This window comes from Clostridium tertium, from assembly GCF_902652255.1.
GTDB classification, from domain to species: Bacteria; Bacillota; Clostridia; order Clostridiales; family Clostridiaceae; genus Clostridium; species Clostridium tertium_A.
Genome location: NZ_CACRTO010000014.1, coordinates 25,954 through 40,963 on the forward strand (window position 1 = coordinate 25,954; position 15,010 = coordinate 40,963).

Here is a 15,010-nt window from a genome sequence, read left to right on the forward strand (position 1 = left end):
TTATGAAGGAATTTAAAATTTTAAAGGTATTAGACAAGCTTTCTGGCTTTTATAAAAGAGCTGGTGTAGATTATGATGTTTTAAGGATAATATTAAAAGCTAAACTTACAATGGATGGTAGAAGAAAATCTACTGTGTTCAATGATAATAAGAAGAGAAATAAGGATTCAAATGAATTTTTTAAAGCTTTAATTATTTATGGCATTATAGGACTATTTATGAGTTTAATTTTATTATTTGATTTTAATATTATGTATATAATGTCAGCATATTTTTCAGCTATTATGATTATGATATTAACAGTTTTTATATCTGACTTTTCTTATGTTTTATTAGACGTAAGGGATAAGAATATTTTATTATCAAGAGGAGTAAGTAATAAAACTATAAATGCAGCTAAAATAACTCATATATTTATTTACGTTATGTACTTAACGATTTCACTTGTTGGTATTGCTTTTATAATTTCACTTAAAAAAGGAATTGGATTCTTTGTAATATTTGCTTTATCAATAATATTTATAGATATTTTTATGATAATTATAACTGCGCTTAGTTATTTATTAGTTTTAAAGGTTTTTGATGGTGAAAAGCTTAAGGATATGATAAACTTCGTTCAAATATTTTTAAGTGTACTAATGGTAGTAATTTATCAAATAGTACCTAGACTTTTTGGAGTAATTGATTTAAGTAATATAACTTATAATGAGAAACTTTGGCATATATTGATACCTCCTATGTGGTTTGCAGCTCCACTGTCTATTGTTTATGGGGAGGGTATAAGTAGTATTAAAATAATAATGTCTGCTTTAGCTTTAATAGTACCAGTATTGTCAATATTTATTTATATTAAGCTTACTCCAACTTTTGAAAGAAATCTTCAAAAATTAAATAATAATAGTGAAGAAGGAAAAGAAAAGAATAAGTATATAGTTAAGGCTAGTAATATTATTTGTAGAGATAATATAGAAAGAGCTTTCTTTAGATTTTCAGTAGGAATAATTAATTCTGAAAGGGAATTTAAACTTAAAGTTTATCCTAATTTAGGGCTTGGAATAGTTCTTCCGTTTGTATTTTTGTTTATAGGTCTTGAACATGGCGATTCTTTAAGAGATACTATATTATCAGTTAGAAATTCAAATATGTTTTTATCAGTGTATGCTTTTGCTTTAGTTATTCCTAATATAATTATTATGCTTAGTTATTCAGAAAGATATCTTGGCGCTTGGATATATAAGGTGGCACCTATTAATAGCTATAAAAATGTATTTAAAGGAGTAATAAAGGGAGCTTTTTATAAATTGATAATGCCTCCATTTATAATATTATCATTAATATTTATTTGGATTTTTGGAGGAAAAGTTATTATACATCTAATAATCGCAGTTTTATCTTTTACAATATTAACAGTATTAAACTTCTTAATCTTAAAAAAGGTAATGCCTTTCTCAAGAAAATTTGAAGCTACTAATAGTAGTGAAAGTTTAATTTCTGTATTTGCATCTATGTTCTGTGTATTATTGTTGTGGGGAGCTCATTATCTTGCAATAAAATTTAATATCGGCATAATATATGCTGTGGTGTTAATTATATTAAATATAATTTTATGGAATTTAGTTTTTAATTTTATAAATAAAAGGTTGAAATCATTATAAAAAATAAAATCACTTGGGACTTTCTAAGTGATTTTATTTTATTTTTAGTATATAATAGTAAAAAAAAGATTAACAAGGAGAAAAATATGTCAAAGGTGATAGTGGTTGGAGCAGGGCCTTCAGGTATAATGGCAGCTCTGTCAGCTTCAAGAAATAATGAAGTTATTTTAATAGAAAGAAATAGTGAAATAGGAAAAAAACTTAAACTTACTGGTGGCGGAAGATGTAATATTACTAATAATAGAGATATAGAAGAATTTTTTGAAAAGATAGTAACTAATAAAAAGTTTTTATATAGTGCCCTTTATACATTTTCTAATTATAATTTATTAGAGTACTTTAAAGGTAAGGGATTAGAGTATAAAGTTGAGTATGACCAAAAAGTTTTTACAAAAAGTGATAAAGCAGATGAGGTTATAGAAATATTTAAAAGAGATCTTATGAAAAATGATGTAAGAACTTATTATAATACAAAAGTCTCTGATTTATTAGTTGAAGATAATACTATTAAAGGTGTATTAACGGAAGAGGGAAATAAAATATATGCAGATAAAGTTATTGTAACAACAGGGGGGAAGAGCTATCCTACTACAGGCTCAGATGGTAGTATGTTTGATATATTGAAAAATCATGGTCATACTATTAATAACTTGCATCCTGCTCTTATTCCTCTTGTAATTAAAGAGGGTTTTGTAAAGAATCTACAAGGTATAGCTATAAAAGAAGCAGTAATAAGTACTACTATAAAGAAAAAGAAAATTCAAAGACAAGGTGATATGTTATTTACCCATTTTGGAATATCTGGACCAGGAGTTCTAAAATTTTCTTCTTATATAAACAAGATATTACAAGATAGGGAAGTAGAAATTTATATAGATCTTCTACCTGAAATATCAAAAGAAGAACTATCAAAAATAATAAGAGGTAGTAATAAGAGCCTTTTAAATAATTTGAAAGAATATTTACCTCAAAATTTTATAAAAGAAATCTTAAATATCTTAGAATTAACTGAAGTTAAAGTATCTGAACTTAAAAAGGAAGATGAATTAAAATTAATAGGATACATAAAAGAAATGAAGTTAACTGTAGTAGATACCATTACTATAAAAGCAGCTATGGTTACTAGTGGTGGAGTAAGTGTAAAGGAAATAAACTCTTCTACTATGGAAAGTAAAATCATTAATGGATTATTCTTTGCTGGGGAAGTTATAGATATTGATGCTGAGACAGGTGGATATAATCTTCAAATGGCATTTTCAACTGGATATTTAGCAGGGGAAGATAATTAATAATGAATAATGAAAAATTGAGGAAAAAGCTCCCTAAGGAGTTTTTTTATTAATTGTTAAATGAAAAAAGGGCTGTTATTAACAGCCCTTTTAGTTTGGAAGTGGTTGATAGGTACTTCTATCTAAAAATTCTTTATTTACAAGTTCTCCATTTGAGTTATAGGTATTTAAATAAACATCTGCACTTAAAGGACCTTGAGGTACAGATACTGGTTCATAAGTCATTCCATTCTTTATAGAAATATCTGACCAAAACTCAATTGTTAAGCTTCCGTTTCCAGCATAGGTATTAATAACTATAGGATAGTCGGAAGTATTAGTAAATTTTAAGTCTATTAAATTATCTGCTAAAGTCGCATCTAATCCTATAGGAACATATGAAACTGGCATCATATGATTTAATCTTTCAATAGGAATAATACCTGCTCTAAGCATAGCATTATATAAAGTTGAGGATACTTGGCATACGCCTCCTCCAACGCCAGGTACAACTTCTCCACCTACATAAGTATTAGCTTCAACGAAACCATTTTCCTTAGTAGTTGGACCTATTGCTTTTTCTGTTGAAAAAGTTTCTTCAGGCATTACTATTACATTGTCTATATTTCTTGCAGCAATTTGAAGGTTTGTTCCGCTTGGACCACTTGAATACTTAGTAGTAAAGGAAGAAAGTTTATTTTGTACTGTACCTAAAGCAGAGGCTTTAATATCAGCTTCAACTACTTCTACATTTCCTGTTACTTCAACTAAATTAGGAGCTTTTATATCTTTAATTTTATCTTTAATATTATTAATAAGTTCATCAGAGTTTAATTTAAGTCCAGTATAGTCATTAGATATACTAATGGAACCTCCAGATATATTGATTGAAGCATCAGTTGGAGCTACATTTACTGAACTTGAAATGTTTGATACAAAAGCATTTAATTTTTCCTCGTTAAATAAAACTTCAAATTCATATTCCCTATTTTCAGGCTTTTTAATTAAATTACGCTTTTTAAAGAAGCTTTCATTTTTACCAAAGTCTAAAATTTCATTTATTAATTCTTCAGAGTTTAAAGAAGCATCTAAGTCTTTGTAAAGAGTTTTAAACTCAGAATCATTTGCTTTAACTAAAAGCTCTTTATTACTTATATCCTGTAATAATTCTGTAATACTGTTTTTTAGTTCTTCTTCATTTAGGCCAGATAAATCCTTACTTAATATATAAGCACCAGGATAGACCTTATCTGCATAACTATTGATCAATTTAGTATTCTTTATAAAAAAGAATGCTACAAGGCATAGTATTACAAGTGATACAACAATAGATATTTTTAAAAACTTTGGTGTGAAAATTGTACTTTTTTTAGAACTTGTTACCACTTCCTTTTGTTCCTCGGTGTTAATGTTATTATTATCCATAAGTACCAACTTTCTTTATATTATTCAAGGATAACCTTGCATATATAGTTTACCTCCAAAGCCTATTAAATTCAATACAAAAATCAATAATACATACTAAAAATTACCAAAATACTATAATATATTTAAATCTTAATAAAAATACACGTAAATATTAACATTATATCTATATATGTTAAACTTAAAAAGTAAGTAATGGATTTATATAATAGGGAATGAAAATAATTAGTATAAGAAAAAGTAGCAGAAAAATTAAATAATTATTTAATAATAAAAACAAAGTATTAAATGAATTTAAAAAAATATAGGTACACTTTTAGGGATAAATAGAAAGAATATAAGGTACTTTTATGCTTTTTTTATAAATAACTACTTTTATAAATAACCATATTAATAGAAGTTATATAACATCTTAGTCAATTGAGATTTTTAGTTAAAAAGAATAAAATATCAATAAGAATAGTATGTTTAAGGAGTGATATTATGAAAGCGGAAAACAAAATGCTTAAATTTTCGGCTGTTGGTGGTTTGTTCTTCGCAGTTTTAGGTATTGCCTGGGGATGAGCTATAAATTCTAAAATGATTAGTTTTGATGGCCTTTACTCATTTATTAGCTTAGGACTTGCGATATTTGCAATTATTATTACAAATTTCATTAATAAGAAGGACTTTAAAAACTATCCTTTTGGAAAATCAACATTAGAACCTATATTAGTAATTATAAAATCTATAGTTTTACTTATAATGTGCTCAATTACTATGTTTTCAGCTATAAGACAAGTAATGAACGGTGGCAATAATGTAGATGAGGGCTTTGCTCTTGGTTATTCTATTATATCTTCAATTGGATGTACTTTGATTTACTTATACATGAAAAAATCATCAAAAAATCTTAATTCTGAGATAGTTAGGGTAGAAAGTGATCAATGGCTTATGGATGCCATGCTTAGTGTTGGTGTTTTAGTTGGTTTCATTATAGGTATAATCTTTAAGAAATTAGAATTGAATAATCTTTCAAGCTATGTTGATCCTGGAATGGTAATTTTAACATCGAGTATATTTTTAAAGATGCCAATTACTTCAATTATAGATGCATTTAAAGAGTTAATAAATACTAGTGCAGATGAAGAAATTAATTGTGATATTAATAATTTAGTTAAAACTATACAACAAGAATATAATATTGACGACTCTGTAGCTAGAGTAGCTAAGATCGGAAGAGAACTTAGAATTGAAATTGATTTTATAGTATCAAATGAATCTAAAATAAAGTCTGTAGAAGATATGGACAAGGTTAGAGAGTTTATTGATAATAATACAAATCATTTTGACTTGAAAAAATGGTTGAATATATCTTTCACTAAAAATAAAAAATGGGCTGTATAAAAATGTACTTTATTTGATAAGTTTTAACTTATCAAATAAAGTACATTTTGTTTTTTACGAAAAGAATAATATAAGGATTAATTTACGTAGTGCTGGAGGGGTAATAGTGGGACCGAAATATTCAAATGATAATATAAAAGAAATAATAAATGATGTAATTGAAGAAATAAATGATGGGAAAAGCAAAATTTTTAATATCTCTGATAAGATGAGAGATGACTTTGAGGTAAGTAAGCAAGAACTTAAAATGATTAAAGCAAAGTTAAGTGAAGTTATAGATGAAGTTGATGCTTTAGAGAAAATAGATAAATATATGAGGATTAAACTAGTTGAAGAGTCCAAAAAAACACCTAATGCGAATCAAGATTTTTTTAAGGAAGTATATGAAGAAGCTCTAGAAACTAGGGTTAAATTTATTACTAAACAAAATGAAGAAAAAGAGTTGATTCTAAAAAGAGATGTGCTAGAAAGAACTTTAAGAGATTATATAAAAAGTATAGAGGAAGCAGAAAGTGCAGTTAATCAAATTAATATAGCATTAGGTTACTTACAAGGTAATTTCTTTGAAATTCTAAAGGACGAGGACGATAACTCTAAGATGTTAAATGAAATTAAAATATTAGAAGCTCAGGAAGTAGAAAGAAGAAGAATTGCTAGAGAAATACATGATGGTCCGGCTCAATACTTAGCAAATGCAATGATGAGAATAGATTTTTGTAAAGTTGTAGTACAGAAAGATTTAGAAAAAGGAATAAAAGAACTTGAGGATTTAAAATCAAATGTAAAAATGGCTTTGAAAGAAGTAAGAGGAATAATCTATGATTTAAGACCTTTATCTTTAGAAGAAAGAGGGTTTAATGATGCAATAAATGAATTAATAAATATGATTACTCAAGAAAATAATATAGAGATACATTCATTCATAGAAGATTTCCCAAAGGAAATAGATAAAATAATTCAAATATCAGCATATAGAATAGTACAAGAAATATTAAATAATATAAAAAAACATTCGAAGGCTAAAACTGTTGATTTAAAAGTTAATTATATTGGTGATTACATATGTATATTTGTGAAAGATGATGGTATTGGTTTTAATGTAAGAGAAACATTGGCAAGTACTAAAAGAAAGGGAAACTGTTATGGGCTTTTAGGTATATATGAAAGAGTTAAATCATTAGGAGGAAGAGTTGATATTAAGTCCTTTGAAGGTGATGGGGTAACTTTTAAGATTAAACTGCCAATATGTAGAAAGGGTTGGAAAAATGAAAAATATAATTAATGTTATTGTAGTAGATGATCATGCTTTAATAAGAGAAGGGTTAAATAGAATAATAAGTTTCGAAGATGATTTGGTTATAACAGGAGAATTTTCTGATGGGGATGATCTTTTAAAAAATATAGATATTAATAAATGTAATGTAGTTCTTTTAGACATCAATATGCCAAGAAAAAGTGGAATTGATACCTTAAGAGAAATAAAATCCCTATCTAATGATGTGAAAGTAGTTATGTTAACTGTAGAAAATGATAGAAAAACCATAATGCAAGCAATAGAACTTGGAGCAGATGCATATATATTAAAAGAATCTGCAGGTGCTGAAGTAGTAAATGCAATTAGAACTGTATATGAGGGTGAAAAGTATATTGATAAGTCTTTAATAAAAGTAATGTTTAGTGACTTTAAAAAAGATATCAGCTTAAAAAATATCGAAAAAGAAAGTTTAGATTTTCTAACTAACAGAGAAATTAACATATTATTAGAAATTTCTAGAGGATTAAAAAATAAGGAGATAGCTGAGAAATTATTTTTATCTGAAAAAACTATAAAAAATTATATAACAAGCATTTTTAAGAAGATTGAAGTTGAGGACCGGGTACAAGCTACAATATTTGCTATAAGAAATAATATTGAAGAGTACTTTAAAGTAAGATTTAAATAAATTTTAAATTTACTTTATTGAGAAATATTATTTCGATTTTGTAGTCCATTATTAAAGCCTATGATTGCAGCTTTAATAATGAACTTAAGTTTAGGATCAGTTTTATTAAATACTTTAAGATTTAGAAATTTTATCACTAATATTTAGAAATTTAGAATATTTATTTTTGATTAAATATATTTAAATTCATTTATAGAAGTATTATCACTAAATGCTTTAGTGATGGTACTTCTATTTTATAATATTACAGTTTTGTGAAGTTATTAATAAATTATTAATGTAAATGGAATCAATATATGATAAAATAGATAGATGTAGAAGTTTACATTAGAATCGGGGGTAAATTATGAGTAAGATTAGTGAAGTTTTTGATGCATTAAAGAAGTTAGAAACTAAAAATAGTGATGGTGTGACAGCAAGTGATGTAAGCGCTTTTATGAACTTAGACAGAGCTAATGTAAGCAGATATCTAAATCAGCTCTATAAAGAGGGTGCTGTTAACAAAAGTGAAGGACATCCAGTTAAGTATAGTTGTGTAACTAAGCGAGATGGAAAAGACAAGGAAAAAGCAAAGAGTAATAAGGTTGAATTAAAAAGAAATACCTTAGATACATTAGTTGGAGCGAAGAATAGCTTGGAAGTACCTATTCAACAAGCGAAGGCTGCAATTTTATATCCACCTAGAGGTCTTCATACTTTAATACTTGGAGAAACTGGTGTTGGTAAATCTTTGTTTGCTGAAGCAATGTACAATTTTGCAAAAGAATCTGAGGTTATAGATGAAAATGCTCCTTTTGTAAGATTTAATTGTGCTGATTATGCAGATAATCCACAATTAGTAATGGCACAAATATTTGGTGTTAAAAAAGGTGCATATACTGGTGCAGATTCAGATAAAGATGGTCTGTTAAAAAGGGCTCATGGAGGAATATTATTCTTAGATGAAATTCATAGATTATCTCCACAGGGACAAGAGATGCTATTTACTTATATAGATAAAGGTTTTTTTAGAGTACTTGGTGATACTGAGAACTTAGTACATGTTGAGGCTCAAATAATAGCAGCGACAACAGAAGATCCACAATCTTTCCTATTAAAAACTTTTACTAGAAGAATACCAATGGTAATAACTTTACCATCATTAAAAGAAAAAACTATTAAAGAAAGATATTACTTATTAAGAGAATTTATTGAAAATGAATCTCATAGAGTTTCAAAGAGTATTTACTTCAATAAAAATGCGTTAATATCTTTTTTATTATATGATTGCCCGAGTAATATAGGACAATTAAAGAGTGATATACAGTTATCTTGTGCAAGAGCTTTTTTAAAGTATAAAGCTAAAAGTAAAGACTATATTTTAGTAGAGCAAGAAGACTTACATCAAAGAGTGAAGTTAGGTCTTATGAAGTTACAAAATTATAGAGATGAAATAGATGAAATTTTAAGCAATATGGGTGATGTATTAAAATTTTCTGCAAATAATAAAATGAATATTATCGAAGATGAGACTCTGATTGATGAAGTAAAAGATGGCAATATGTTTTATGATAGAATAGAAAAGAAAATTGAAGAATTAAAAAAAGAAGGTATTGAAGAAAAAGAAATAGATGAGATTCTAAATATTGATATTGAGAAATATTTTAGAAAATATATTAGAGATCTCCCGGAAAAGTTTAGAAAAGATGAGTTGTCTAAGGCTGTTGACAATGAAATAATTGACTTAGTTGAAGAAATACTAGAATATGCTTCTAATAAATTAAATAGGCAATTTGATATAAGAGTTTATTATGGTTTAGCTCTTCATATTCAAGGCAGTTTAGAGAGAATTAGAAAGGGTATAAAAATATTTCATCCTAAACTCAATTTTATTAGAGGAGAATATGCTCAAGAGTTCATAGTTTCTATGGAAATAGCAAGCATGATAGATAAAAGATTTGGAGTAGAAGTTCCTCTGGACGAAATAGGATATATAACTATGTTTTTAGCTACTAATCCTTACAAAAAGGATACGGAAAATAATGATAGAGTTTCTGTCCTAGTAATTATGCATGGACATACTACTGCTTCTTCAATGGTTGAAGTAGCAAACTCATTAATAGGAGAAGAGTATGTAAAAGCTTTAGATATGCCATTAAGTATGAAGGCTGAAGACATGTATAGAATAGCTAAAAATAAAGTTAAAGAAATTAAAAATGATAAAGGTGTGTTTATTTTAGTTGATATGGGTTCCTTAACTAATTTCGCTGATATGATTAAGGAAGAATTAGATGTTAAAGTAAAAACTCTAGATATGGTAACTACCCTTTTAGTAATTGAAGCTGGTAGAAAGGCTATAAATGGAAGAAGTTTAAATGAAATATATGAAGCGTGTTTTGAAATTAAGAGATATGGAATTCAAGGTATTGTTTCAAAAATAGATAGAAAAGAAAATATAATAGTAACATCTTGCTTTACAGGAGATGGTTCAGCTCAAAGACTTAAAGAAATTATTGAAAATAATATGCATAGTAAAGCAAATATAAAGATTTATGCTTTAAATATTATAGATAAGGATGATTTTTATAGTAATATAGAATCGTTAAGTAAAAAGTATAATGTTTTGGCAATAGTTGGAGTTATGAATACTTATTATCCTAATATACCTTTTATATCTGCTGCAGAAATTTTATCTGGAAGTGGAATAAATGATTTAGAAGGTTTGATAATACAAGAAGACGAATATTATAAAATCGTTGAAAGTATGGAAAAGCAAATTGAAAATATAGATTCTTATAAACTTGTTAGTGATATAAGAAGAACATTAGAAAAGATCGAAGAGCATTTAAGTATTAAATTAATTCATGAAGTTAAAATAGGAATATTAATTCATATTTGTTTCTTAATAGATAAACTTACTAAGGGTGGTAAAGAAACGCCTTTCGTAATGTTAAATGAATTCAGAAATGCTAATAATAAAGAATTTATTCTAATAAAACAATGTTTAAAACTATTAGAAGAAAGATATAATATAAATATAGGCGAAGATGAACTTGCACATATAGTTAAAATGGTTATTAACAATAAAATATCTGTGTAATTTTAAAATGCTAAAAAAAACAAAAATGAAAGTGTGTAATATTTAGTTACACACTGATTTTTTTATAGCAATTCGTCTGAAAGCAGTAATAGTGCACTTTAAATAAAATTTGTGTTAAAAATAATAGCATATTAAAATTGGCATTAAAATTGCTTTATATATTAGTGTAATTAGTTACATAAATTAAGGAGGTTTTTAATATGAAAAGAATATTATTAGTTTGTTCAGCTGGGATGTCAACATCTCTATTAGTTACTAAAATGCAAGCAGCAGCAAAAGATCAAGGTGTTGAATGTACAATAAATGCTGTAGGTGAAGCAGAATTAACAAAACATGAAAATGAAATAGATGTATTATTATTAGGACCACAAGTTAGATTTTTATTAAATAAAATGAAGGCTAAATTTGATCCAAAGAATATTCCTGTTGCAGTAATTAATACTGTTGATTATGGAACAATGAATGGACCAAAAGTTTTAAAGCAAGCATTAGATTTATTAAAATAGTAAGTTAATTAGTAGCATTAATCGTAAAAGGAGTGTAACGATGGAAGAAATAATTATGAATTTAATAGTTTTTAGTGGTGAAGCTAGAAGTTATGCTATGGAAGCTATGCAAGCGGCTAAAGAAGGAAAAATTGAAGATGCTAAGAAATTAATTGAACAAGCAAAAGAAACTTTAGGTAGTGCACATGCAACTCAAACAAACTTAATACAAGGGGAAGCTGCAGGTAATAAGACTGAAGTATCTTTATTATTAGTTCATGCTCAAGATCATTTAATGACTTCAATAGTTGTTAAAGACTTAGCTGAAGAAATAATAGCTCTTCATGAAAGATTAAATAAGGTGGAATGTTAAGATGCATAAGTTAGGTATTTCTATATATCCTAATAATTCAACTGTTGAAGAAATTAAGGATTATATTAAGCTTGCTGCAAAATATGGATTTAAAAGAATTTTTACTTGTTTAATCTCTGCAAGTGACAAAGATTTAGATTTAGTAATAAATGAGTTTAAAGAAATATTAAAAGTAGCAAATGAAAATGATATGGAAGTAATAGCAGATATAGATCCAACTGTATTTAACAATTTAAAAGCGTCTATATTTGATTTAAAAGTATTTAAAGATATGGGACTTTCAGGTATAAGGCTAGACATGGGGTTTAGTGGATATGAAGAGTCAGTAATGACTTACAATGAGTATGGGTTAAAAATTGAATTAAACATCAGTAATGGAACAAAGTATGTTGATAATATTATTTCATATAAAGCTAATTTAAATAATTTATATGGATGTCATAATTTCTATCCACACATATATACTGGATTATGTTATGATAACTTTATTTCATCAAGTAAACAATTTAAAGAACTTGGAATAAGAACAGCTGCTTTTGTAAACTCTCCATCTGCTAATTTTGGTCCTTGGCCAGTTTCAGAAGGATTATGCACATTAGAAATGCATAGAGATTTACCAATTGATGTTCAAGCTAAGCATTTATTTGCGACGGGGTTAGTGGATGATGTAATAATTGCAAATGCATTTGCATCAGAAGAAGAGCTTGAAGCTTTAAGCAATATTAATAAGGATATGTTAGAATTTAACGTTGAATTAATAGAGGGCATTAGAGATCTAGATAAAGTTATTGTATTAGATGAATTCCACTTTAATAGAGGAGATGCATCAGAATACATGGCAAGAAGTACACAAAGCAGGGTAAAGTATAAGGGTGAAAGTTTTCCACCATATAACGTGGTAGATATAAAAAGAGGGGACATATTAATTGATTCGGATTTATACACTAGATATGCAGGAGAATTACAAGTAGCTTTAAAAGATATGAAGAACACAGGTAAGACTAATGTAGTTGCTAGAATAGTTGAAGAGGAAGTATTCTTATTAGATTACATTAAACCATGGAGTAAATTCTCATTTAAGCTTAAAAAGTAATATGAGTTTAGTGTTAAAAAAATCTGGCTTAAGCCAGATTTTTTTTATTGTATTGAAAACTACTGGCTATGTCAGTAATTAAGAAGGCTAATCTTTAAAGAAAGAACTCTTATTATAAAATTAAAATGAATGATAATTGCAAAATGAAAAAATCATAGTAGGTGTACTGTATAGTTATTACAAGAAAACTTATCACACAAAAAAATGAAGATGCAAAAAGAATATATTAATCCATTTACGGGATCCTCATTAAAAGATAGCAAATAGAAAAAACATCAGATAATAGTGTTATATTTAAAAAAAGTATGGATTGTCAGCTTTTTAGAGTGATAGTAGTGCAGCAGTATAATGCTATTATAGGACTCAATTAAGCCATTAGATAATCTGGTAGTACATTACTTATATACTGTTGTAATAAGTTTAATATAAATATAATAAAATTGTAATAAAATAATAATTATAAGATATAACAAAATTAAGTAATAGTTACATAACTAAATGCAATAAAATATAAGGACTTCTAAATTTAATATAAATATAGAGTTATATTTGGAATTAAAGTTATATAGTACAAATCACGAGAATATAAATATATTCAAGAAAATAATAGTAATTCATTGAAGTGATTTACAATTGTAACATTTAATTACACAAACAAATTAGTTTGTGATTCTGTGTAATAATTTTACACAGAAGAAGAAGAAGAAGTGTGTAAAGGATTAAAGTCCTAGGACGTAGTAAAATAGCCAGGTTAGAGAAAAATACAACTTGTACAAAAGTTGGCATGCAAATTGCTTTATATATAGGCAAGAAAACAAAATACATTAACACCAAAAATTAGACAAGTTAATGTAAAGGGTTTTACTTTAATAAAGTTATTAACTGATTGACTCTATATAATGAAATTATTAGTACAAATATTTGAGGGGAAATCAGTCAATATAAAAACACAATTTTAAGGGGGAATTTTTCATGCAAAAATTTATGGACTGGATGGAACGTTATATTGTTCCTGTAGCATCTAAGATTGGTGCTCAAAGACACTTAGTTGCAATTCGTGATGGTTTCGCAACAATAATGCCACTTATGATCGTTGGATCTTTTGGATTATTAATCCATAACTTCCCAGTTGATTCAGTTAAAGCAATGTTCGTAGAAGGTGGAGCTTTACACTGGTTAGATGTTATAGCTCTTAACGTTTATGCTGGATCAATGTTCTTAATGGGATTATTTGCTGCAATATCTATAGGATATGCATTAGGTAAATCTTATGACGTTGACGGTTTTTCAACTGGATTAGTTACTATGGCTTCAAGCTTAATATTAACTAATATGATGGCATACAAAGCTCCAGTTACTTGGGGTGGATTTGACCTAGGTACAGTAGGTTGGGAACCTGGTATATTTGCAAAATGGTTAGGTTCTGCAGGACTTGTAACTATTCTTATTACAACATTAATTACTGGTACAATATTTGCTAAGTTAGTTAAGAGTGGTAAGTTAAACATTACTTTACCTGATGGAGTACCTCCAGCAGTTGCTAGATCATTCTCAGCATTATTACCAACAGCAGTTGTTTTAGTATTAGTAGGTATAGTATTTGCTATATGTGAAGCATTTGGATATGCTGATGTTTACTTACATGTATATAACGGAATTTCTAAACCTTTAATGGTATTCTCTAACTCATTACCAGTATTACTATTCATAATATTACTACAACAAGTATTATGGTTCTTTGGATTACACGGTTCAAATATTTTAGCACCAGTTATCAATGGTATATTCTTAGCATTAACTGCTGAAAATATGGCAGCTATAGCAGCTGGTAACACTGAAGGAATCAATATTATCAACAGCCAATTCTTAGACTCATATGTTAACCTTGGTGGATCTGGATTAACTGCAGCTTTAGTTATTGTTATGATGGTTAAATCTAAATCACAAATTAACAAACAAATTAGAAATGTTGCTGGTGGTCCTGCATTCTTCAATATTAACGAACCATTAATATTCGGTTTACCAATAGTGTTAAACCCAATTTATATTATTCCATTTATCGCTGCACCAATTATATCTGCATGTATCGCTTACTTTGCAAGCGTAGTTGGTTTCGTAGCACCAGCATCAGCAGTAGTTCCATGGACTTGTCCTCCAATCATCTCTGCATGGTTAGCAACTGGACAATGGCAAGGTGCTGCAGTAGCATTAGTTAACATTGTAATTTCAGCTTTAATTTACTTCCCATTCGTAGCATATGCTGATAAGAAGAACTTAGAATTAGAACAAGCTGAAGCATAATA

At 27.5% G+C, this 15,010-nt stretch carries 11 protein-coding genes; 10 read left to right on the forward strand and 1 reads right to left on the reverse strand.

Translation table 11 applies throughout. The features are described 5' to 3' along the window. The first annotated feature begins 2 nt into the window (after window positions 1-2). On the forward strand, window positions 3-1,655 hold the full coding sequence (locus GPX08_RS06315) for a hypothetical protein (protein WP_156625998.1): 1,653 nt from the start codon (window positions 3-5) through the stop codon (window positions 1,653-1,655). A gap of 86 nt (window positions 1,656-1,741) precedes the next feature. Continuing rightward, a complete protein-coding gene (locus GPX08_RS06320) occupies window positions 1,742-2,944 on the forward strand; it encodes an aminoacetone oxidase family FAD-binding enzyme (RefSeq protein ID WP_156625999.1) in 1,203 nt (400 codons plus the stop codon). Window positions 2,945-3,034: 90 nt separating this feature from the next. Here GPX08_RS06320 and GPX08_RS06325 read toward each other — a convergent pair whose 3' ends face one another. Continuing rightward, a complete protein-coding gene (locus GPX08_RS06325; RefSeq protein ID WP_156626000.1) occupies window positions 3,035-4,348 on the reverse strand; it encodes a hypothetical protein in 1,314 nt (437 codons plus the stop codon). Between the two features lie 579 nt (window positions 4,349-4,927). Between GPX08_RS06325 and GPX08_RS06330 the strand changes: the two genes are divergently transcribed. The 8 genes from GPX08_RS06330 (at window position 4,928) to GPX08_RS06365 (ending at window position 15,008) form a co-directional block, all read left to right on the forward strand. After that, window positions 4,928-5,734: a cation transporter gene (locus tag GPX08_RS06330; protein ID WP_156626001.1), complete on the forward strand. Its 807-nt coding sequence runs from the start codon at window positions 4,928-4,930 to the stop codon at window positions 5,732-5,734. A gap of 103 nt (window positions 5,735-5,837) precedes the next feature. Continuing rightward, the gene (locus GPX08_RS06335) at window positions 5,838-7,016 is read left to right on the forward strand and encodes a sensor histidine kinase (protein ID WP_156626028.1); all 1,179 of its coding nucleotides are present in this window, start codon (window positions 5,838-5,840) and stop codon (window positions 7,014-7,016) included. Next, a complete protein-coding gene (locus GPX08_RS06340; protein WP_156626002.1) occupies window positions 7,000-7,677 on the forward strand; it encodes a response regulator in 678 nt (225 codons plus the stop codon). Before GPX08_RS06335 ends, GPX08_RS06340 begins: the two co-directional genes overlap by 17 nt. 346 nt (window positions 7,678-8,023) lie before the next feature. Next, on the forward strand, window positions 8,024-10,756 hold the full coding sequence (locus tag GPX08_RS06345) for a PRD domain-containing protein (RefSeq protein ID WP_156626003.1): 2,733 nt from the start codon (window positions 8,024-8,026) through the stop codon (window positions 10,754-10,756). A 200-nt stretch (window positions 10,757-10,956) separates the two neighbouring features. After that, window positions 10,957-11,262: a PTS sugar transporter subunit IIB gene (locus GPX08_RS06350; RefSeq protein ID WP_156626004.1), complete on the forward strand. Its 306-nt coding sequence runs from the start codon at window positions 10,957-10,959 to the stop codon at window positions 11,260-11,262. 40 nt (window positions 11,263-11,302) lie between these two features. After that, window positions 11,303-11,614: a PTS lactose/cellobiose transporter subunit IIA gene (locus GPX08_RS06355; RefSeq protein ID WP_156626005.1), complete on the forward strand. Its 312-nt coding sequence runs from the start codon at window positions 11,303-11,305 to the stop codon at window positions 11,612-11,614. Between the two features lies 1 nt (window position 11,615). After that, window positions 11,616-12,707 (forward strand): DUF871 family protein, encoded by a 1,092-nt coding sequence (locus tag GPX08_RS06360; protein ID WP_156626006.1) that lies wholly within the window; start codon window positions 11,616-11,618, stop codon window positions 12,705-12,707. Between the two features lie 972 nt (window positions 12,708-13,679). After that, window positions 13,680-15,008, forward strand: coding sequence for a PTS sugar transporter subunit IIC (locus GPX08_RS06365; protein WP_156626007.1), 1,329 nt, complete (start codon window positions 13,680-13,682; stop codon window positions 15,006-15,008). Window positions 15,009-15,010 lie beyond the last annotated feature (2 nt).